Origin of the sequence: Citricoccus sp., from assembly GCF_035445025.1 — a bacterium.
GTDB lineage: Bacteria > Actinomycetota > Actinomycetes > Actinomycetales > Micrococcaceae > Citricoccus.
In genome coordinates, this window is record NZ_DAOMPX010000007.1 from 1 (window position 1) to 21556 (window position 21556).

Sequence of the window (21556 nt, forward strand, 5' to 3'; positions counted from 1 at the left end):
GGCAGCACGTACTGCCGGGCCGGAGCCTTCGCGGGGACGGGGCTCAGTTCGTGGTGGAGCCCTGGGTGTAGTCCAGCTCGACCTCGCCTGCGGCGGAGCCGTTGCCGGCGGTGAGGGACTGCGTGCTGCCGGCCTTCAGCGCCGCCAGGCGGGCCTCGACCTCGGTCTGCTCGCCCAGGTCCTCCAGGGACTCGAACTGGGCGTCCAGGGACGAGGCGGCCAGCTCGTTCTGGCCGCGGACCCGGGCCTCCTCGCGGCGGACCTTCTCCTCGAACCGGTTGACCTCCGAGGAGGGATCCAGGATGTCGATCGACTTCACGGCGTCATGCACGGCGGACTGTGCCTGGACCGACTTGGCGCGGGCCACCAGCTCGTCGCGCTTGGACACCAGCTGCTGGCGCTTGGTCTTCATCTGGTCCAGCCCGGTCTTGAGCTTGTCCACGATCTCGGACTGGGAGGCGATGGTCGGCTCGGCGGCCTTCGCCTGGCGCTCGGCGTCCATCTGGCGCTCGATCGCGACCTTGGCCAGGTTGTCGAACTTGTCCGCGGAGGCGGTGTCACCCGAGGTGCGGAACTGGTCGGCCTTCTGGGAGGCGGCCAGGGCCTTCTGCCCCCAGCTCTTGGCGGCGTCCATGTCCTCGTTGTAGTCGTCCTGGATCATGCGCAGGTTGCCGATGGTCTGCGCCACGGCGGCCTCGGCCTCGGAGATGCTGTTGGTGTAGTCGCGGACCATCTGGTCCAGCATCTTCTGCGGATCCTCCGCCTTGTCCAGCATGGCGTTGATGTTGGCCTTCGCCAGGGTTGCGATACGGCCGAAAATGGACTGCTTAACCACGATGTCGCCTTCCGTTCTGCTTCTCTGGAACCCCGGCGTCTCCGGTGCCCCTGCTCCCGTGCCCCGCTACCGGGCGTTGGGTCCCGACGCCGGAGGGCGCCGGACATCTCTCATCCTGCCTTGGTCTCGGGTCATCCTGCCTAGAAACTACCGCCGCTGGCGTCACCGAATCCACCGCCGCCGAAGTCGCCGCCGCCCAGCCCGCCGCCGCCGAAGCCGCCGAAGCCGCCGCCGCCCCAGTCACCACCACCGTCATGGTCACCGCCGAGCAGGCCGCCCATGAGGATGCCCCCGAGGATGGCCCCGCCGAGGCCGCCGGCGAAGCTCCCGCCGGCCCCGCCGCCGTGACCGTAGCCGCCCCGGTGGCCGCCGTGGCCGTACCCCGCCCCGGCGTAGCCGCCGCCCCAGCTGCTGAGGTCCTGCTGGGCGAGCTGGCTGGCGCGGTCGGCCAGGGAGCTGGCCTGGTTCGCGAGGTTCAGCGCGGTCACCGGGTCCTGGCCGGAGATCCGCACGGCCTGCTGCAGGGTGCGCTCGGCCTCGGCCACCTTGGTGCGGGCCTGGGAGCCGACGGCGCCACGACGGGCCGCGATGAAGTCCTGGGTCCCGTCGATCTGGGCCTGCGCCTGCATGATCGCCGACTGGAGCGCCGAGGCGGCCCGCCGCTCCTGTTCCTGCCGGTCCCGGATGCCCGCGAGCGGCGCGTCGAGCTGACGATGGGCCTTCTCCAGCTGCTTCAGCAGGTCCACGGGATCGGGACGGCCCGAGCTGAACCCGGCCTTGACGCGGCCCAGGGTCTGCTCCACGCCGGCGATGGGTCCGGCGAGCTCGCGGTGCTGGCCGGCGTCCACGAGCGCCCGGGCCTGTGCGAGGTCCTGGGTCGTCTGGCTGACACCGACCCGCAGGTTCTCCATCGACTGGTCCAGGTGCTGGCGGGCCTTGGCCACGGCCTCCACCAGCGTGACCGTCTGGGCCACGGCCTCCTCGCCGGCGCGGATGGCCAGGACGGCGGTGGACCGGTCCGAGGCGGCCAGGGACTGCTCGGCCTTGGCCACGGCCGCCTGGACGAACTGGAGCCGCTCGCGGGCCTGGGTGGCGTTGTCGGTGACCTCCACGAGGGCCGAGTCCGCGTACTGGCCGTGCAGGTCGACGAGCTGCTGCTCGGCACCGGAGACGGTGTCGGCGACCTGGTCGGCGCGTGCCCTGAGGTCCTCCAGCGCCGAGTCGGCGCTGTCCTCGAGGTGGCGCAGGTCGTTGAATTCCTTCTGGTGTGCGGACAGGGACGCGCCGACGGCCTCACACCGGGCGATGATGTCCTTGAGCCAGGCCCGCTGCTGCTCCTCGGTGTCCGGGATGTGGTCGTCCAGCTGGTTCTGCAGCTGGAACGACTCCCGCATGTGGTCCTTCGCGATCTCGATGTCCTTGTGGAAGGTCTCCACCGACTCCTCGCCGTAGGAGGCCAGCGCGAAGCCCACCTCCTGCTCCGAGGACCGGATCGCGTCGTCCGCGGCGACCAGCAGGGAGCCCGCCTTGGTGCGCAGCGCCTCCACGCTCATCTCGTCCAGCGGGTCCCTGGGGCCCTGGGCGCCGCGGGCGGGCTGTGCCCCGGCGGCCTTCTTCTTCCGGGTGCGGCTGGCCAGGGCGATGCCGCCGCCGGCCAGGGCCGCCGCCACGAGGCCGCCGGCCAGCCAGCCGCCGGCCCCGCCCCCGCTCTCACCGGACTCGGCGGAACCGGACAGGGAGCCGTCGGTCGCATCGGCGATGCCCTCGACGGTGGACAGGGCGGGAGTGACCCAGTCGTCGTCACCCGGCGCCGGCATGGCCGGCAGGATGTACTCGGCCGAGATCTCCTGCTGCAGCGGCGCGATGCTGTTGGCCTGGTGCGCGTCGAAGCCGACCTGGCGGGACTCGACGGCGATGGCGAGGACGGACTCCTGGTCCCCGATGCCCTTGTCCTGGGCCACCTCGGCGATGAACTCACCGCTGCTCGCGGCGTCCCCGAAGTCGTCCACGTAGAGGACGTAGAGGCCCTGGCCCTCCGAACGGCGCAGGTCATCGATCGCCTGGCTGATCTCGTTCTCCTGGGCGGGGGTCAGGACCTGGGCCTCGTCCACCACGAACACGCCCGGCGGGATGTCCACGGCGGCCCGCGCGGCGTCCGCGAGCGCCAGTCCGGCCACGGCGGACAGTGCGGAGGCCCCGGTGACTCCCAGGGCCAGGACGGCGGGGGAGAGACGGGGCGGTGCGAGCGGGACGGCGTGGGACTTCATCGATCACCCTTCATGGCCCTGACCGGCCGGGACACCCTGAACCGGGGGCACGGTCGGCCGGCCGGTGGCGGCGGCGGCAGGGTCGCGCCGCGCGGACTGTGGCTTCCTCCTGAAGTCTATGGGCCCCGCTGCGCGGATCGCCACGAGCGCGACTGCGCCAACGGCGAACTATGGAGCCGGCTTCCAGCAATCCTCCAGAGAACATGCTCCAATCGAACAGGTGCACCGGGCAGGATGGACTGCGGACCAGGCCCGGCCCAGACCAGGAGCAGGACCGCCTCACCCGGGAGACCGGCAGGAAGGACGACGACCATGAACGACGCGGACCACCACGGACCCCAGTCCGGCGCAGGACGGGAGGCGGGGGGATCCGTCCCACCCCGCCCGGAGTCCCCGCCGTCGGGTCCTCGTGGCGACGACGTGCACGAGGTGTCCGCCAGCCGCGATCCCTACCCCCGCTGGGACGAGACCCAGGCGATGCCCGCCTACGGTGCCGCCCCGGGATCCGGACACCCCGCGGAACCCGGCCCGGCCGCGTACGGGCCGGGACCCCAGGGCGGTCCCGGCGACCAGGGTGCCCGCGGAGACCGGCCCGACAGGCTGGGCGGTGCCCGCCGGACGGTCGGCGTCGGCACGCTCGTCGCCGGGATGCTGCTGGCCGGCCTGGCCGGTGGCGGAGTGGCCGCTGGAGTCAACGCGGCCGCGGACACTGCGGACACTGCCGCCGGCACCACGCAGCAGCAGGACGGCGGCACGGTGCGGGAGCAGGGCCACGGCCTGGACATCAACCGGACCGAGGACGCCACGCTGGTCACGGCGGCCGCGGCCAAGGCCGCACCGTCCGTCGTCACGCTGTCGGTCACGGACGGGCAGTCCGCCGGATCGGGGTCCGGGGTGATCCTCGACGACCAGGGCCACATCCTGACCAACACCCACGTGGTGACCATGGGCGGCGCCTCCGGTGACGCCGACATCACGGTGCAGACCGCGGACGGCACCGTCCACACCGCCGAGGTCGTGGGCACGGATCCGGAGTCGGACCTGGCCGTGGTGAAGATCGACGCCGAGGGCCTGACCCCGATGGAGCTCGGTGAGTCCTCGACCCTGAACGTGGGGGACGCCGCGATCGCCATCGGTGCGCCGCTCGGGTTGTCCGGCACCGTGACCGACGGCATCGTCTCCAAGCTGAACCGGACCATCTCCGTGTCCTCCTCTGCCCCTCAGGACGGCGGTGAGGGCGGAGCCGAGGGGGCCCCGGAGTTCCGCATCCCCGGTCTCCCGGACCAGCAGCAGTCCAAGGGGTCCATCTTCATCAACGTCATCCAGACGGACGCGGCCATCAACCCGGGCAACTCGGGTGGAGCGCTCATCGACGCCGAGGGCCGGCTGATCGGGATCAACGTGGCGATCGCCTCCGCGGCCGGGGGTGCCGGCGAGGGGGCCGGGAACATCGGCGTGGGCTTCTCCATCCCCGTGGACTACGCGCAACGGATCGCGCAGGACCTGATCCGGAACGGCGAGGCCACGCACGGGTTCCTGGGCGTCTCGGTGACCCCGCAGCCTGCCACCCCGGCCGGGGCCGACGGCGCCCAGGCCAGTGGCGTGTCCGACGCGGACCAGGCCGCGCTGGCCTCCGGTGGCTTCAGCGCCGGCGCCCGCGTGGTTGATGTCGTCTCGGGCTCCCCGGCCGAGGAGGCCGGGCTGACGAAGGACGACGTCATCACGGGCGTCGGCGACCGTCCCGTGACGGACAGCCAGTCCCTGACCGCGGTGGTGCGCGAGTACCCCGAGGGCGGCACCGCCACCGTGCACTTCATGCGGGACGGCCAGGAGCAGTCGGCCGAGGTCACCTTCGTGTCCGGGGCGGAGCAGCAGTGAGCCCGTCGGTCGTGAGCCGGTCGACGCTGCCCACCCCGGCCGAGGCCGCCGCCGCGCACGGCTGGCACCGCGTGCTGGCGTTCGGCGCCCACCCGGACGACCTGGACTTCGGGGCGGCCGCCACCGTGGCCGGGCTGACGCGGGCCGGCGTGGAGGTCACCTACTGCGTGATGACCGACGGCGACGCCGGCGGCTTCGACCCCCGGGACCGTCACGCCATCGACGGACGCCGGCAGCAGGAACAGCGCGACGCGGCCGCCCTGCTGGGCGTGCGCGACGTGGAGTTCATGGGGGAGCGGGACGGATACCTCGAGCCCAGCCACGAGGTGGTCAAGCAGGTGGTGGCCCTGATGCGCCGGCACCGGCCGGACGCCGTGATCGCCATGCACCCGGAGCGGGACTGGAGCCGGCTCCAGCGGTCGCACCCGGATCACCTGGCCGCCGGCGAGGCCGTGGTGCGCGCCGCCTATCCGGCGGTCGAGAACCCCTTCGCGTACCCCGACCTGGCCGAGCAGGGCCTGGAGGCGTTCAAGCTGCGCTGGCTGGTGCTCTTCGGAGGCCCGGCCTCGCTGACCAACCTGGCCGTGGACGTGACCGGGACGGAGCAGCTGAAGCTGCAGGCCCTGCGCCACCACGTCTCCCAGCACCCGGACGTGCCCCGGATGGAGGCGTTCGTGCTGGACGCCATGGCGGGGCTGCACCGGACCTGGAGCCCGGACACGGAGGACGGGGGACCGGCCGGCGGCGAGCGCTACGCCGAGGCGTTCCACCTGGTGGCCGTCAACGACGAGAGCACCATCAGCGGGTTCTGAGCGGTTCGGTCACTCGCCCCCGGCCTCGTCCTGCTGTTCGGGCGGGGCCGGGGTGTTGTTGGGGTGGCCTCCGTAGATCGGGCCCTGGGTGACCTGGTGGACCAGGTCCACCGCGCCCAGCCGGACCGACGTCGGGGTCTCGGAACCGCCCTCCGGCTCCACCGTGACCGCCAGGTCGGCGTAGCGCTGGATACCGCGGAACGTCACCGGGTCCTGGAGGTCGTCCAGGTCGTAGGTCCCCAGGGTGTTGGGCGCCGCACCGTCGCGGGGGAACAACCACAACTGGTAGACGTTGCCCTCGCCCGGGTCGGGCAGGCCGGCGAAGGTCACGTAGGCCATGTCCCGGTCCCGGGAGATGTGGCCCTGCATGGACCCGCCCTCGGTGAGCGAGACCTGCTGGGTGGTGAAGGAGTCCTCGGCGCCGTCCACGGCGGCCACGACGTTGGGGCCCATGATCAGGCGCACCACCAGCCACAGGCCCAGGGCCACCACGAGCAGTCCGGCCACCACGAGCATCCACTTCTTCACCGGCCGGCTCAGGGACACCATCCTCGCGGCGGTCCCGTTCGAGGGGCCGAGCCCGTCCACCAGCCCCATGCCGACGTCCTGGGCCGGCAGCCGGTGCAGGAGCTCGTCGAGCAGGAACGACGGCGGCTCGTGGGCCAGGCCGCGGAAGGCCCAGGTCACCGTCCTGCGGGCGCTCTCCACGCGCGCGCGCCAGAGCGTGGTGAACTCCGGTCCCTGGCGGGAGACGTACCGGTCCAGTTCCTCGCGCTCCGGATCGTCCAGCGCGTCCAGGGCCACCAGGTCCGCCCATTCCCTGGCCAGGCCGTTCTCCAGGTCCTGACTGAGGTTCAGGGTGAAGTTGCGGGTGGTCCCGGTCCGGGCGGCGATCTCCGGCGTCACGGCGCGCAGCATGACCGGGTCCTCCTCGCCGACCCGGCCGAGGAACTTCTCCTGGTAGCGCTTGGTGATCCGCTGGACGCCGTCGCGCAGCCGTGACTTGACCGTCGGCACGGCCACGCCCAGTTCCTCGGCGACCTGGCGGTAGGTGCGGCCCCCGGCCCAGGCGAGGTCGAGGGCCTCGAACTGGGCCTGCGTCAGCGCCGAGAGCACGGTGGTGGGTTCGCGCCGCCCGCTCTGGGCCGCTCCGGCGTTGTCCGGCAGCAGGCCGGAGCCGTAGTCGGGCAGTGCATCGGTGCGCAGCAGGCGCGTCATCGTCTCGTGCGCCTGGGATTCCAGCCAGCACAGCACCGAACGGTGGCGGGCCTTGGCCGAGTCGTCCTCGAAGCGCTCGTCCGGGGCGGCGTCCCAGACCCGGACGTAGGTCAGGACGGTGGCCTCGGCGGCATCGTTCCGCGAGGCGAAGATCGAGCAGGCCAGGCCGAACACCCAGGGGGCGGTGGAGTCGTAGAACGCCGAGAAGGAGGCCTGGTCGCCCTCACCGGCGAGACGGAGCAGGTGATCGAGCCCGGGCAGGCCCAGGTCCGTCGCGGTCGGGGCGGGACGGGCGGAGGCCTCGGAGGGTGACGTGGTGGACGGGGAGGTCTCGTCGTCGATCGTCGACGGTCGGTCGGGCAGTCCGGGGGCGCGCTTATCCATGGTCATCCCAGCATAGGAAGTCGGGTCGGGACGCCGATACTGCCACGCGGATCGTGACCGTGGCGCAACATGACGGGTGCGCGGTTCAGCCGGCCCCGGCGAAGCCGTGCTGTCGCCAGGCTTCGTAGACCGCGATGGACGCCGAGTTGGCCAGGTTCAGGGAGCGGCGGGCCGGCTGCATCGGCAGCCTGACCCGGGCCGTGACGTGAGGGTCCGCCAGCACCTCGTCCGGCAGTCCGGTGGACTCCCGCCCGAACAGCAGCACGTCCCCGGCGCGGTAGGACACGTCCGTGAACAGGGTGTCCCCACCGGAGGTGAAGGCGAAGACACGGGCCGGGAGCAGGGCATCCCACGCCGCCTGGAGGTCCGGATGCACCGTGAGCACCGCCAGGTCGTGGTAGTCCAGCCCGGCCCGGCGCAGCTTGGCGTCGGAGAAGTCGAAGCCGACCGGCTCCACCAGGTGCAGCTCGGCGCCGGTGATCGCCGCGAGGCGGATCGCGTTGCCCGTGTTGCCGGGGATCTCCGGGGCGTGGAACAGGATCCGGAATCCCGGCGTGCCGGGGGCGGGGCTCCGCGGGGCGCCCCGGTGCGGATTGTCCGGGAAGGGGACCGCGGCGCCGTCGGGCGCGGGGGCGTGATCGGGGTCGGGACCGGGAGCGGAGTCAGTGGGCACCGGACCATGCTAGTCAGTGCGTCTCAGTACATCGCGCCGAGCAGCCGGGCCAGGACCCGGCGGTCCACGCGGCGCGCCGCCGGGCCGGTGCCGAGGAACATCTTCAGGTCGCGGCCGAACTGCAGCGCGTTGGCGGGCGGATCGGTGAGGAAACCGGCGTCGGTGTCCAGGGACCGGGTGCGGTCCAGCTGGATGATGGGGGCGTGCGGGTTGTCCTCCGGCCCGAGCACCAGGATGAAGCCACCCACGGTGCAGTCGGGGAAGGCCCGCTGCAGGGCCACCATGGCCGGGGCCAGCGAGGGCGGGGAGACCCGGCGGTCCCCGAGCAGCAACTCCGCCCCGTCCCACCGGTACACCCCGTCCGGGACCTGGAGGGACCCGATCACGGCCAGCCGGTCCCCGCACAGCACGACGTGGTCGATGGCGCCGGAACTGATCCGGCCGAACTTCAGGTTCAGCCCGGTGACGAGCCGGGCCGCCGGCAGCGAGCCGAGCACCTGGGCCTGCAGGGTGCGGATGGTGCGGGCCTCGCGCACCAGCCGGTTCCCGGCGGGCAGGATGCCGCGCTTGCGGGGCGCGCCGTGCACCTGCTGGGAGCTGCGGATCATGTCCAGCACGGTGTCCTCGCCCAGCGGCGGGTCGTAGTCCACGGTGCCGCGGGCGCTGCCGGGACCGTCGCCGGCGTGGGCCCGCCCGCCACGGGCACGGCCCGCGGAGGCGGTGAAGGAGGGGCCCGGCGTCGTCCGGCGCCCGCTCGTCGACCCCGGCCCGGCGGTCCCGGCCGCGCCCGCCCGGCCGGGAGCACTGAAGGCGCGGTCGTAGTCACGCCGGGAGTCCGGGTCGCCGATGAGCTGCCAGGCCAGGCTGACCCGGCGGAACTCGGCGGCGTCCCCGCCGTAGTCGGGATGGGTGCGGCGGGCGGCGCGGCGCCAGGCCGCCTTGAGGGTGGCCGTGTCCGCGTCGAAGGCCACGCCCAGGACCTCGTAGGCCGACCTGCCGGAGAGGTCCTCCGGCCTCATCCGCCGACCCCGCGCCGGGACTGTGGCTCGACCTGGGACATGGCGGCGGGCTCCTCGGGGGATCGGGGCGGTGGGACGGGATGGCCTCCGCCCATTCTGGCAGGTCGCCAGGGGGATCGGGGGAGCACGGCGTCGTGACCGGACCTCGCGCGGGCCGCGGGGGGACGTGGTCCCGTCAGCCGGTCCGGACGAGGCCGGCCGGCTGGTCCGGCCGCGGGCCGCGGCGGCCCCCTGAGCACCGTCACCGGCCGCTCGTACACTGGAGGGATGACCCCCACCACCGGCCGGACGTACCTGGACCATGCCGCCACCACGGCGGTCCGTCCCGTCGCCCTGGAGGCGTTCACGGCCAGTTCGCTGTCCCTGGGCAACCAGTCCTCCCTGCATTCCTCCGGCCGCGGGGCCAAGCTGCGGGTCGAGACCGCCCGGGACGCGCTCGCGAGCGCGCTGGGTGCCCACCCCAGCGAGGTCGTCTTCACGTCCGGGGGCACTGAGTCGGACAACCTCGCCCTCAAGGGCCTGTACTGGGCCCGGCGGGACGCCGCCCGCCGGGCCGGGCGGCCGGCCTGCCACCGCATCGTGCTGACCGGCATCGAGCACTCCGCCATCCTGGACACGGCCGAGTGGCTCCAGTCCCATGAGGGGGCGCACCTGGACGTCGTCCCGGTCGGCCCGGACGGGACGGTCGAGATGGACGCCTGGCGGGCCACGATCGCCCGGGACCCGGAGACCATCGCGGTGGCCACCCTGATGTGGGCCAACAACGAGATCGGCACCATCCAGCCGATCGCCGAGGCCGCCGCCTGCGCCGCGGAACACGGCGTGCCCTTCCACACGGACGCGGTGCAGGCCTTCGGGGCCGTCCCGCTCGACTTCCCGTCCTCGGGGGCCACGACCATGGCCGTCACGGGGCACAAGATCGGCGCCCCCGTGGGGATCGGAGCCCTGCTGGTGCGCCGGGACGCCACGCTCACCCCCGTCCAGCACGGCGGCGGCCAGGAACGGGACATCCGTTCCGGCACCATCCCCGTGGCCCTCATCGAGGCCTTCGCCGCCGCCGCCACCGAGGCCACCCAGAACCTGCCGGTCGAACGCGGGCGCGTCGGTGCGCTGCGGGACCGGCTGATCGACGGCGTCCGCGAGCGTCTTCCCGAGGCCCGGCTCACCGGTGCCGAGGACCGGGATCCGGCCACGGGGGAGCGGCTGCCGGCCGGCACCCGCCGGCTGCCGGGCAACGCGCACTTCACCTTCCCGGGCTGCGAGGGGGACTCGATCCTGTTCGGCCTGGACATGGCCGGCGTCGAGGCCTCCACCGGTTCGGCCTGCTCGGCCGGGGTGCCCCGGCCCTCCCACGTGCTGATCGCCCTGGGCGTGGACGAGGACCTGGCGCGGGCCGTCCAGCGGTTCAGCCTCGGGCATACATCGACCGCCGGGGACGTTGAGAGGGTGCTGGACGTCCTGCCGGGCGTCCATGCCGCCGCGCTCAAGGCCGGGATGGCCGGGCACGGTTCCGGCATCCGCACCGCCAACAGCCACCGCTGAGAGCCGGGGGTCTCGCCCCCGCCGCCACGTACCGAAGGGAACCCACCGTATGAAAGTCCTCGCCGCCATGAGCGGAGGAGTCGACTCCGCCGTCGCCGCCGCCCGCGCCGTGGACGCCGGGCACGAGGTCGTCGGGGTGCACCTGGCACTGTCCCGGATGCCCGGGACCCTGCGCACCGGCTCCCGGGGCTGCTGCACGATCGAGGACTCCCGGGACGCCTGGCGCGCCTGCGAGAGGCTGGGCATCCCGTTCTACACCTGGGACTTCTCCGAGAGGTTCAAGGAGGACGTGGTGGACGACTTCGTGGCCGAGTACGCCGCCGGCCGCACGCCCAATCCCTGCATGCGCTGCAACGAGCGGATCAAGTTCGCCGCCCTGCTGGAGAAGGCCCTCGCCCTGGGCTTCGACGCGGTGTGCACCGGGCACTACGCCAAGGTCGTCCGGACGGAGACCGGCACCCTGGAACTGCACCGCGCCGCGGACTGGGCCAAGGACCAGTCCTACGTGCTGGGCGTGCTGACCGCCGAGCAGCTGGAGCACTCGATGTTCCCGCTGGCCGACACCCCCTCCAAGGACCTCGTCCGGGCCGAGGCGGCCGAACGGGGTCTCTCCGTGGCCGCCAAGCCGGACTCCCACGACATCTGCTTCATCCCGGACGGGGACACCCGCGGCTGGCTGGCCGAGCGGATCGAGATGACCGAGGGCGACATCCTGGACACCGAGGGCAACCGCCTGGGCTCCCACCCCGGCGCGCACGCCTTCACGGTGGGCCAGCGCAAGGGCCTGAACATCGGCCGGCCGGCCCCCGACGGCCGGCCCCGGTTCGTGCTCGAGGTCCGGCCCAGGGACAACACCGTGGTGGTCGGCTCGAAGGAGATGCTGGCCGTGGACCGCGTCACCGGGATCCGCCCGTCCTGGGCCGGCGCACCGCTGCCCGAGGACGCCACGGGGGACTGGTTCGGCTGTCACCTGCAGGTCCGCGCCCACGGCGATCCCGTCCCGGCCCGGGCGCGCGTGCACCGCCAGGACGACGCCGTCCGCTGGGTCCTGGAGCTCGACGAGCCGCTGCGGGGCGTGGCACCGGGCCAGACCGCGGTGCTCTACCAGGGCACCCGGGTGCTGGGCCAGGCGACGATCGACACCGCCGTGAACGCGGCGCGGGCCGCGTGACGCAACGATCCCGGGGCCACGGGACCGTCACCGTAGGCTGGAACCCATGACCACCGAGCCCGCCACCGGCCCCCGCCCGGACACCGACTTCGACCCCCATGCCACCTCGTTGGAGGGGACGGCCGACCCGGCGGTGCTGCAGGAGCTGTTCGAGATCCGCGGCAGCATCGACAACTTCGACGCGACGCTGGTCTACCTGCTGGCCGAGCGGTTCAAGTGCACCCAGCGGGTGGGCCGGCTGAAGGCCGAGCACCGGCTGCCGCCCTCGGACCCCGGACGCGAGGCCGCCCAGATCGACCGCCTGCGCCGGCTGGCCGAGGACGCGGACCTGGACCCCGCCTTCGCGGAGAAGTTCCTGAACTTCATCGTCTCCGAGGTGATCCAGCATCACCGGGCCATCGCCGACCAGCAGGACTGAGAGAGCCCGCGCATGACCCGTGCCTCCCTGACCGGTGCCTGGCCCGGAGCAGATCCCGTGGCCGCTGCCCGGGACATCCTCAACGCCCTGGGCCACCCGCACCGGCCCGTGCTGCCGGAACTGCCCGGCCGGGGACCCGGTTCGGACCCGGTGGGCCGCGCCGCCGTCCTGCTGGACGGCCTGGCGGTCGACCTGCAGCCGCACGGCTGGCGACTGGTCCCCGAGCCCGGGATGGACCACCGGCGGGCCGCCTCCGCGCTCCGCTCCGACGTCAACGCCTTCACGGACGTGGCCGGCGATGCCGGGCTCACGGTGGAGGATCTCGTGCTGCGCGTGACCGGGCCCCTGTCGCTGGCCGCCAGCCTGTGGCTGCCCGGGGGCGAGCGCTCCCTGTCCGACTCCGGGGCCCGGCGCGACGTGGCCCAGTCCCTGGCCTCGGGCCTGGCGGACTGGGTCCGCTCCGTGCGCGCCGCGACCGGGGCGGCCCGGCTGACGGTACTCGTGGACGAGCCCCACGCCGCGGCCGTGCTCTCCGGGGCGCTGCCCACCGCGAGCGGGTACCGGACCGTGCGCTCCATTCCCCGCTCCGAGGTCCGGCAGGGCTGGACGCTGGTGGCCGAGGCGGCGCTCGACGGCGGTGCGACGGGTATCGTGCACGCGCCGGGCCGCTCGGGTGCCGGTGAGCAGTGGGACTGGCCCGACCTGGCCCTGCTGGCCTCCGAGGCGCTGCCCGTGGTCCCGCCGCCGGCCGGTCCGGACGTGCCGGAGGACCCGCCCGGACCGTCGGGGGCGCAGGACCGTGAGGGCTCCGGGGACGACGCCGGCAGGGGGCTGGTCCTGCCGCTGGCACCCCTGGAGGGTGCCGGGGCGGACCCGGCCCGCTGGGAGGTCATCGCCGGCTGGGTCGAGGCCGGCCGGACCGTGACGCTCCGGCTGCCGCCGCCGGGTGACCCGTCGCCGGCCCCCGCACCCGGCCCGGCCGGGGCCGACCGTCCCTACCGGGACACCGCCGTGGGCATCGCCCGGACGTGGGCACGGATGGGGCTGGACCCGCAACACCTCTCGCTCGTGGTGCTCGGCGCCCCCGACCTGTCCGCCGGCACCCGGCACGCCGCGAACCGGGCCCTGGCGGCCACCGTGACGGCCGCGGAGGAACTGGACCGCATCCGCCAGGACGGCGGCCTCTGACTCAGGCCGTCGGCGCCCGGCCCGGCGGCTGGACCGGCACGGGAAGCAGGGGCTCGTCCACCGTCAGGGGCACGGTGACCGGGCGGTCCGGTTCCACGGTGACCTCGGCCCCGTCGACGATCACCGGCAGCGGGCCGGCGTCGGCGGAGGGGCCGGCGTCATCATGACCGGCGCCCTGCAGGGCGAGGGTGGTGCCCTCCGGGGTGACCTCGACCCGCAGTCGCCGGCCCCGGAAGCGGAACCGGAAGCACAACCGGCCCAGCCGCGCCGGCAGGCGCGGGGCGAGCCGCAACTCGTCCCCGTCCACGTGCAGGCCCCCGAGCCCGGACACCAGCGCCAGCCACGCCCCGGCCAGGGAGGCCAGGTGCAGCCCCTGGTGGGTGTCGTCCTGCAGGTCGCGCAGGTCCACGAGCGCGGCCTCGCGCAGGTACGCGACCGCCAGGTCCAGGTGGCCCACCCGGGCACAGGCCACGGACTGCACCGCCGCGGACAGGGAGGAGTCCCGCACGGTCCGCCGCTCGTAGTAGTCCACGTTGCGGGCGGCCTGCTCGGCGGTGAACTCCTCGGGGCACCACCACAGGGCCTGGACGAGGTCCGCCTGCTTGACCACCTGGTGCCGGTAGAGGGTCAGGTAGTGCGTGTGCTCCTGGAGCGGTTCCGGTCCGGGGTCCTCCTCGAAGTCCCACTCCCGGTAGGTCGTGAACCCCTCGTTGGCCGGATGCACGCCGAGCGCGGCGTCGTAGGGCACGTGCAAGGCCGCGGCCAGCGCGAGCCAGCGTCGCGGCTCGTCGTCGGCCACGCCGAGCCGCCGGGCGTCCTGCGCGTGCGCGGCGCAGGCACCGGCCGCGGCGCGCAGGTTCCACCGGGCCATCAGGACGGTGAACACGTTGTCGTCCACCACTCCGGTGTACTCGTCCGGACCGGTCAGTCCCAGCAGGTGGGCCGCACCGCCGTGGTCGTGGTGGGCCAGCCCCGTCCACAGCCGGGCGCTCTCGACCAGCACGTCCACGCCCCCGATCTCCGTCAGGGGCCTGCCGGTGGAATCGGCCCAGAACCGGAAGGAGCGGGCGATGTCCGCGTTGAGGTGCATGGCCGCCGTGGACGCCGGCCAGTAGGCCGAGGTCTCCCGGCCGCTGATGGTGCGCCAGGGGAACGCGGCACCGGGAAGGTCCAGCGCGCGGGCGCGCTCGCGGGCCCGGTCCAGTCCGGACGCGCGCCACCGCAGCAACCGGGCCGCGTCCCGGGGCCGCAGCAGCGTCAGGACCGGCATCAGGAAGCCGTCGATGTCCCAGAACGTGTGCCCGCTGTATCCGGAACCGGTCAGTCCCTTGGCCCCGACCGGCGCGTCGTGGACGCCGGCCGCGGCCTGGAGCACCTGGAACAGGGCGAACCGCAGGGCGTCCTGCAACTCGGGATCGCCGTCGACCTCGATGTCCGCGTCCTCCCAGTACACGTCCAGCACCTCGCGCTGGTCCGCGACCAGCCCCGGCCACCCGCGGTCCACCGCCTCGGCGAGCGCGGCCCGGGCCAGGTCGAGCTGGTCCGCGCCGGGATCCCGGCCGGACCAGGCGTGCGCGGTGACCTTGACCAGCTCCAGGGTCTCCCCGGCCGCCAGCTCGGCCACGATCGTGGTGGTCACCCGGTCCTCGTCGCCGTCCGTGGACACCGCGCTCTCCGGCACGGCAGCCGTGCCGGGCAGCCGCACGGCATGGTCCACGGCCGCGGCGACCCTGATCCGGCTGCTGCGGGTGCGGTGCACGAGGTGGCCCCCCGTCCGGTGCCGGCCGTCGGCCAGGGCCTCGAAGGGCCGCCCGAGGACCTCACCCACCCTGGGATCGGGGTTGTCGACCTGCGGCGGGATCCCGTTGACCACCAGGTCGGAGGTCACGATCACCCGGGCGGGGCCGTCGACCGCCTCGAGCCGCCAGCGCGTGGCCGTCACGCAGCGATGGGCCAGCGAGACCAGCCGGGTCGAGCGCAACCGCATCCGCCGCCCGCCGGGGGTGGTCCACTCCGTCCGGCGCTCCAGGGTGCCGGCCCGCAGGTCCAGGACCCGCTCGTGGTCCTCCGGCGGGGTCTCGCGCACGTCGAGGGCCGCCCCGTCCACCTGGACGCGGATCGCGGCACCGTCGGCCACCCCGATGATGGCCTCCCCGCGCTCGGGGGCCCCATAACCGCCCTCCGGATAGGCCAGCGGATGGTGCTCGTGGACCCCGGACAGGAAGGTGCCGCGGGAGACGCTCGGCTGCGTCTCCTCCAGCGCGCCGCGCAGGCCGATGTGGCCGTTGCCCAGGGCGAAGACGGACTCGGCCACGCCCAGGGCCTCCAGGTCCAGGCCGGTCTCGCGGACCTGCCAGGGGCCGATCGTGAAGGAGGGAGTCGCCATGGACTCACCGTACGGGATGACCGGCGGCCGGACGGTTCAGAGCCTCCCCGCGGCCTTGAGCCGCAGGTAGGCGTCGGCCAGGGCGGGAGGGAGCCGGTGGGGTGGCTCGTCCACCACCTCGACGCCGAGCAGGTTCAGCTCCCGGGCCGCGGCCCGCCGCTCCAGCAGCGCTCGCTCGGCGGCCGCCGCGCGGAACGCCGTCTCGACGTCATGCCGGTCCCGGGCCAGCGCCGACAGCCCCGGATCGGCGACGGAGGCGACGACCACCTGGTGGCGGGCGGTCAGGGCCGGCAGCACGGGCAGCAGCCCTTCCTGCAGGGCGGCGGTGTCCAGGTCCGTCAGCAGCACCACGAGTGAGCGCTGCCGGGCGACGGCGGCCACCTCCACGGGCACCCGCGACCAGTCGGCGGCGAGCAGCGTGGGCTGCACCGGGGCCAGGGCGGTGACCATCCGGTGCAGCAGGCTGCCCTTCTCGGTCGAGGACACGCGCGCACGCACCCGGCGGTCCACGGCCACCAGCTCGACCCGGTCCCCACCGGCCGAGGCCAGGGCCGCCAGCAGCAGGGAGGCCTCGATGCCGGTGTCCAGCTTGGGCTCGTCGTCCACGCGCGCGGCCGAGGTCCGCGAGGTGTCCAGCACGATCACCACCCGCCGGTCCCGCTCCGGCCGCCACGTCCGCACCACCACGTCCCGCCGGCGGGCGGTTGCCCGCCAGTCGATCGAGCGGACGTCGTCCCCGCGGACGTAGTCCCGCAGGGAGTCGAACTCCGTGCCCCCGCCCCGGGTCTGGACGGCGGCACGGCCGTCCATCTCGCGCAGGCGGGCCAGCCGGGAGGGCAGGTGGCGCCGGGACCGGAACGGGGGCAGGACGGAGATCTGCCCGGGCACCGGGTGGGTCACCTGACGGGCCGCCACGCCCAGCGGCCCCCAGGACCGGACCGTCACCGAGGCGCTGCGCAGCGTGCCCCGGCGCCGCGGGGCCAGGGTGGTGACCACCCGGCGTCGTTCCCCGGCGGGCACGTCCAGGTCCACCGCCGCGTCCGCGCGACCGGACGCCGCGAGCTGGCCCGCGGAGGGCTGCCAGGCATCGCGCACGGAGCCGCGCAGCCTGCGCCCGCCGGTCTGGGTGATGAGCAGGGCGTTCTGCACCGGTGCGTCCAGGCGGGTGGAGGCGGGCAGGTCACGGGCGATCAGCACCCCGCGCGGGGAGGCGGCGAGCACCAGGTCCGTCCCGGCCACCAGCACCAGGGCGAGCAGGCACCAGCCCACGGTGTCCATCCCGGGCCGCAGCACCACGGGGAGGAGCAGCGCGAGGGCCAGAGCGAGGAGACGGCCGGAGAGCACCATGGCGGCGGGGCCTCAGCGGGGCACGGGGACGGTGGCCAGCAGGCCGGAGAGCACCTGGTCGGCCGAGACGCCGTCCAGCTCCGCCTCCGGGCGCAGGGAGACGCGGTGCCGCAGGCACGGCAGGGTCATGGCCTGGACGTCGTCCGGGGTGGTGAAGTCCCGGCCGTTCAGCCACGCCCACGCCCTCGCGGCGTGCAGCAGGGCGGTGGACCCGCGCGGTGAGACGCCCAGCTGGAACGACGGCGAGACACGGGTGGCCCGGGCCAGGTCGGTGACGTAGCCGATCACCCCGGGGCCGGACTGGACCCGGGCCACGGCGCGGCGGGCTGCCCGGACGGTGGCGGCACCGGCCACGGCGCGGATGCCGGCCGCGGCGAGGTCGGAGGCATCGAAGCCCTCGGCATGGCGGCGCAGGATCTCCACCTCGTCCTCGCGCCCGGGCAGGTCCATGGTCACCTTGAGCAGGAACCGGTCCAATTGGGCCTCCGGCAGCGGATACGTGCCCTCGTACTCCACCGGGTTCTGGGTCGCGGCCACCATGAACGGGTCCGGGAGGGCACGGGAGACGCCGTCCACGGAGACCTGCCGCTCGGCCATCGCCTCCAGCAGGGCGGCCTGCGTCTTGGGCGGGGTGCGGTTGATCTCATCCGCCAGCAGCAGGTTCGTGAACACCGGCCCGCGGCGGAACTCGAACTCCCCGGACCGGGTGTCATAGACCAGGGAGCCGGTCACGTCACCCGGCATGAGGTCAGGGGTGAACTGCACGCGATGGGTGTCCAGGGACAGGGCGGCGGACAGCGTCCGCACCAGCAGGGTCTTGGCCACCCCGGGCACTCCCTCCAGCAGCACGTGACCGTGGCAGAGCAACCCGATCAGCAGTCCGGTGACGGCCGGCTGCTGCCCGACGACGGCGCGCGAGACCTCCTGCCGGACCCGGTCGAGGCTCTCGCGCAGTTCGGCGTCGTCCGGCCGGTCCGGCCGGTCAGGCGAGTCCGGGCGGAACGGGTCGGCCGGCGGGGCCGGCTGCGGATCGGGGCGGGGGATGCTCATGGTGTCCTCGGGTCGGCGTCGGATGGTGCGTCGGTGGCGGTGTCTGTCGTGGGGGATGTCCTGCCCCGCGCCGTGCCCGCGGCCTGCAGGCTCCGGTGGACCTCGTCCTCGAGGTCCTGCAGGGCGGCGGCCGCGGCCACCAGGTCCCGGCCGGAGCCGACGTCGTCCACGTCCAGCGCGGAGCCGACCCGGCCGGCGTCCAGGCCGCTCACCCGGGACGCCGCCGCCACCACCGCCCCGATCGGGGCCGCGGGACCGAGGCGCAGGACCGAGGCCAGCCGCACGAGCGTGGCCGAGCGCAGGGCACGGGCCGCCGCCGCGTACTGACCGGACCGCTCGTACAGGCGGGCCCGGCCCACGGCCGTCTCCGAGGCCGGCACGATCACCGGCAGCGGCTCCACCGCCAGGGGGCCGTGCCGCCGTCCCCGCCACAACAGCAGCACGAACAGGCAGAGGACCAGCCACAGCCCGGCGGGGCGGACCCAGTCGGGAAGCAACCGGTCCAGGGTGGGCGGGCCGCCGTCCACCGGGACGTCCGCCAGGGAGGGCAGGTACCAGATGACGTCCGTGTCCCGGCCCAGGGTCCACAGGGACAGGACGGCGTGGCCCTCGTCCGCGGCGCCGGCGTTGGCCACCATGTCCCGGTGCCCCAGGACCACGGTGCCCTCGGCCGTGGTCACCACGGCGTGTGCGGCCCCGGACGGCCCCGCACCGGTGCCGGGGACCGGGAAACACCCCTGGCCGGACGGTCCGGTGCGATAGGACCGTCCCCCCGCGGACACGGACCGGGCCTCGAGCGCGGCGGGCCAGCGGCACTGCTGGCTGGCGGGCAGCGGGGCGCCCTCGGGGACGACACCGCCCTGGTTGACCCCGGGAGCCAGGCCCTGCAGGACGGTCAGCCCCGGTTCGACCAGCACCCGTCGCTCGGGGCCGACCGCCTCGGCGAACCGCTCCAGTCCCTCGGCGGGCAGGTGGCCGGCCGGGTCGTGGAACAGCACGGGGGCACCGGGGTGGTCGGCGGCCAGGGCCAGGGCCTCCGGCAGCGTGGCAACCGGATGGACCGCGATCCCGTGCTGGCCCAGGACGCGCGCGACGGCCCTGCCGCCCTCCGGACGCGCGGAGTCCGTGCCGAGGGGACGGCTACCGGGATCCTGGCGCAGGATCGAGGGCAGCGCGACGAGCACGAGCAGGGCGGCCAGGACGAACCAGATCCAGGCGGCACGCCACCAGCGGCGGACCGCCTGCCCGGTGTCCGGGACGGCGGGAGCGGTGTGGAGCGCTGCCGCCGGACGGGCGGGGGGAATCCTCATCGCGGTCCCCCCGGGGCGGGCGAGCCCCGTCCGGTGAGGGACGGCACGGTGCGGGTGGTGGGGGCGGCGTGGGTGGTGGGGGCGGACTCCAGTCGTGCGTCGAGCCGGCGGACGGACTCGGCCTGGGCGGCGGTGGCGGAGCGCTCACCGTAGACCACGGTGTCGAACACGGCGGCGGCACCGTGCAGGGCGTCGCGCTCGGCGGGGAAGGCCGCGGCAAGTGCGTGGGCGGCCTCGGTGGCCGTCCGGCCCGGACGGGCGTCCAGCACGGTGCGCACCTCGGCCTGGCGGACCAGGGCCCGGAACCAGGAGACGAGCGCCGCGTCCTGGTCCCCGGCGGCCAGCGCGGCGGCCGCGGCACGCCGGTGGTCCGCGGGGGTCGAGGAGTGCTCGGCCAGCACCACGGCGGCCCGTCGGGCCCGTGAGGAGGCGTTGGCCCGGGGCCGCACCAGGACCAGGACGAGCACGGCGACCCCGACGACGATCACCAGCAGCCCCCAGCCGGGCAGCGCCGGGACGCCACCGCCGAGGGAGTCGAGCCACTCCAGGACGCCGGCGGACACCTCTGCCAGCCAGTCCAGGACCGGGTTGGGCGCGGCCTCGGCGTACTCGCGGCCGGCCAGTTCCTCCTGCAGGAGCCGTCGGGCCGCGTCCCGGTCCGGCGGCCAGCCGTCCCGAACGGCGGGGGAGGACACGGCCAGCACCGTCGGGACCGGCGGCATGGTGAGCGGGGCCAGCGGGATCAGGCCGGCCCGGGGGTCCCGGTCGGACGGTGGCGGCCGGGGACCAGGTCCTCGGTGCCGGCCGCCGCCTGGACGTCGCGCACGGTGCTGAACCGCTCATCGTCGGCCGCGCCGGCCCGGTCGGCCGCCGCGGCCAGGTCCAGGTCGAAGCTCTCGTGCCGGATCCGGTAGTCCACGTACAGCAGGGCGGTGACGCAGGAGAGGAACGCGCGGGTGACGGCGTTGACCAGCGCGGTGACGACGAGGGTCACCAGCATCCAGACCCGGGCGGACTCGAGGGCCTGCTGGACGGAGCCGGGCTCCAGGAAGGGATCGCCCAGGCCGCCGATCAGGGACAGCGGCGTGGTGATCACGGAGGAGATGACGCCGACGATGACCGACACCAGCAGCACGATGCCGAAGGTCCGCCACCAGTGCCCGCGGGTCAGGGACCAGGAGCGGCCGACGGCGCGGAACGGCGCGTGCTGCTCCACCGCGACGGCCGCCGGTGCCAGCAGGACCTTGACGTAGAGCCACACCCAGACGACCGCCAGCCCGAGCGAGAGGACGACCAGCAGGATGCCCATCACGGCGGTCGTCGTCGTGTCCCCGGCGGCGGCGCCGGCCACGAGGACGAAGAGGAGTCCCAGGAAGACGACCATGGTCACGGCACCGGCCAGCAGGTACAACCCGCCCAGCCCCGCCAGCGACCAGGCCTGCCGGCCGGTCAGGCGCCACGCCTGGCCCAGGGAGGTCCTCAGTCCGGCGGCGGCGCGCAGGACGACGACCGACAGCACGCCCTGCGCGATGATCCCCGTGAACAGGGTCACCAGGGCGGCGAGCAGGAGGACGCCCAGGGAACCGAGGAGCTGGCCGAGGTACGGACTCGCGAGGGGATCGCCCGCGAACGGGTCCTGACCGGACTCCTCCAGCATGACCAGCTCGAACGCGGCGTCGAGGAAGGACATGGCGGCCAGGGCGGACAGGATGATCTCGAGCAGCGCCACGATTAGGGCGGTCCCGAGGACGGCCGCGGCGTTGCGCCGGATCGTGGAGAAGGCGCCGCCGAGGATGTCGCCCAGGGCCAGCGGGATCAGCGGGATGGTCCCGGGCCGGCGGGACGGGACGCCGTAGCCCGACTGCTGGGGGTAGCCGTAGGGGGAGTGGTCCACGGGCCGGCCGTAGGGATCGTGGGCGGGCGGTTGGGGCCGTCCGTAGGGGTCGTACCCGGGGCCCGGTGCCGGAGCACCCCAGCCGGACGGCTGGTCCGGGCCGTACGGGCCGGGCCGGCCCCGGTGGTCGTCGTCGCGTGGCTGGTGCTGGTGGTCCACCGGAA

17 protein-coding genes are annotated in these 21556 nt (G+C 74.5%); 6 read left to right on the top strand and 11 right to left on the bottom strand.

Features of this window, described 5'->3' with window-relative positions; translation table 11 throughout:
• Nucleotides 1-43: 43 nt before the first annotated feature.
• Both PLJ28_RS04090 and PLJ28_RS04095 read right to left on the bottom strand, forming a co-directional pair.
• Complete coding sequence (locus PLJ28_RS04090; RefSeq protein WP_183526911.1) at nt 44-835, bottom strand: PspA/IM30 family protein; 792 nt, start codon at nt 833-835, stop codon at nt 44-46.
• A 140-nt stretch (nt 836-975) separates the two neighbouring features.
• Nucleotides 976-3102, bottom strand: coding sequence for a TPM domain-containing protein (locus tag PLJ28_RS04095; RefSeq protein ID WP_183526909.1), 2127 nt, complete (start codon nt 3100-3102; stop codon nt 976-978).
• Between the two features lie 312 nt (nt 3103-3414).
• On the opposite strand from PLJ28_RS04095, the gene PLJ28_RS04100 reads away from it, so the two are divergent.
• Nucleotides 3415-4980 carry a S1C family serine protease gene (locus tag PLJ28_RS04100; RefSeq protein ID WP_298045312.1) on the top strand — a complete coding sequence of 522 codons (1566 nt, stop codon included), beginning with the start codon at nt 3415-3417 and terminating at the stop codon, nt 4978-4980.
• Between the two features lie 11 nt (nt 4981-4991).
• A complete protein-coding gene (locus PLJ28_RS04105; RefSeq protein WP_183526902.1) occupies nt 4992-5792 on the top strand; it encodes a PIG-L deacetylase family protein in 801 nt (266 codons plus the stop codon).
• Between the two features lie 9 nt (nt 5793-5801).
• Here PLJ28_RS04105 and PLJ28_RS04110 read toward each other — a convergent pair whose 3' ends face one another.
• From PLJ28_RS04110 to PLJ28_RS04120, 3 genes are all read right to left on the bottom strand, one after another.
• Nucleotides 5802-7394, bottom strand: coding sequence for an anti-sigma factor domain-containing protein (locus PLJ28_RS04110; protein ID WP_324589892.1), 1593 nt, complete (start codon nt 7392-7394; stop codon nt 5802-5804).
• Nucleotides 7395-7479: 85 nt separating this feature from the next.
• Complete coding sequence (locus PLJ28_RS04115) at nt 7480-7935, bottom strand: tRNA (cytidine(34)-2'-O)-methyltransferase (protein ID WP_298045318.1); 456 nt, start codon at nt 7933-7935, stop codon at nt 7480-7482.
• Between the two features lie 155 nt (nt 7936-8090).
• On the bottom strand, nt 8091-9086 hold the full coding sequence (locus PLJ28_RS04120) for a DnaJ domain-containing protein (RefSeq protein WP_183526895.1): 996 nt from the start codon (nt 9084-9086) through the stop codon (nt 8091-8093).
• 267 nt (nt 9087-9353) lie between these two features.
• On the opposite strand from PLJ28_RS04120, the gene PLJ28_RS04125 reads away from it, so the two are divergent.
• Genes PLJ28_RS04125 through PLJ28_RS04140 form a run of 4 tightly spaced genes read left to right on the top strand, consistent with a single transcriptional unit; the run spans nt 9354 to nt 13405 of the window.
• Entirely contained in the window at nt 9354-10628 is a 1275-nt protein-coding gene (locus tag PLJ28_RS04125) for a cysteine desulfurase family protein (RefSeq protein ID WP_298045306.1), read from the top strand.
• A 49-nt stretch (nt 10629-10677) separates the two neighbouring features.
• Nucleotides 10678-11799 (top strand): tRNA 2-thiouridine(34) synthase MnmA, encoded by a 1122-nt coding sequence (gene mnmA, locus PLJ28_RS04130; RefSeq protein WP_183526891.1) that lies wholly within the window; start codon nt 10678-10680, stop codon nt 11797-11799.
• Nucleotides 11800-11845: 46 nt separating this feature from the next.
• Nucleotides 11846-12217 carry a chorismate mutase gene (locus tag PLJ28_RS04135; RefSeq protein WP_010144493.1) on the top strand — a complete coding sequence of 124 codons (372 nt, stop codon included), beginning with the start codon at nt 11846-11848 and terminating at the stop codon, nt 12215-12217.
• 12 nt (nt 12218-12229) lie between these two features.
• Nucleotides 12230-13405: a hypothetical protein gene (locus tag PLJ28_RS04140; RefSeq protein ID WP_324589893.1), complete on the top strand. Its 1176-nt coding sequence runs from the start codon at nt 12230-12232 to the stop codon at nt 13403-13405.
• Nucleotide 13406: 1 nt separating this feature from the next.
• On the opposite strand, the gene PLJ28_RS04145 is transcribed toward PLJ28_RS04140, so the two are convergent.
• Genes PLJ28_RS04145 through PLJ28_RS04170 form a run of 6 tightly spaced genes read right to left on the bottom strand, consistent with a single transcriptional unit; the run spans nt 13407 to nt 21551 of the window.
• Nucleotides 13407-15791 carry a glycoside hydrolase family 65 protein gene (locus PLJ28_RS04145; RefSeq protein WP_298045301.1) on the bottom strand — a complete coding sequence of 795 codons (2385 nt, stop codon included), beginning with the start codon at nt 15789-15791 and terminating at the stop codon, nt 13407-13409.
• A 36-nt stretch (nt 15792-15827) separates the two neighbouring features.
• The gene (locus PLJ28_RS04150; RefSeq protein ID WP_298045298.1) at nt 15828-17138 is read right to left on the bottom strand and encodes a DUF58 domain-containing protein; all 1311 of its coding nucleotides are present in this window, start codon (nt 17136-17138) and stop codon (nt 15828-15830) included.
• A 12-nt stretch (nt 17139-17150) separates the two neighbouring features.
• Nucleotides 17151-18188 carry an AAA family ATPase gene (locus tag PLJ28_RS04155; RefSeq protein WP_298045295.1) on the bottom strand — a complete coding sequence of 346 codons (1038 nt, stop codon included), beginning with the start codon at nt 18186-18188 and terminating at the stop codon, nt 17151-17153.
• Nucleotides 18185-19498 (bottom strand): DUF4350 domain-containing protein, encoded by a 1314-nt coding sequence (locus PLJ28_RS04160; RefSeq protein WP_298045294.1) that lies wholly within the window; start codon nt 19496-19498, stop codon nt 18185-18187. Before PLJ28_RS04160 ends, PLJ28_RS04155 begins: the two co-directional genes overlap by 4 nt.
• The gene (locus PLJ28_RS04165) at nt 19495-20220 is read right to left on the bottom strand and encodes a DUF4129 domain-containing protein (RefSeq protein WP_183526873.1); all 726 of its coding nucleotides are present in this window, start codon (nt 20218-20220) and stop codon (nt 19495-19497) included. The genes PLJ28_RS04160 and PLJ28_RS04165 overlap by 4 nt, the downstream gene beginning before the upstream one ends.
• A 20-nt stretch (nt 20221-20240) precedes the next feature.
• Nucleotides 20241-21551: a DUF7847 domain-containing protein gene (locus PLJ28_RS04170; protein ID WP_183526870.1), complete on the bottom strand. Its 1311-nt coding sequence runs from the start codon at nt 21549-21551 to the stop codon at nt 20241-20243.
• Nucleotides 21552-21556 lie beyond the last annotated feature (5 nt).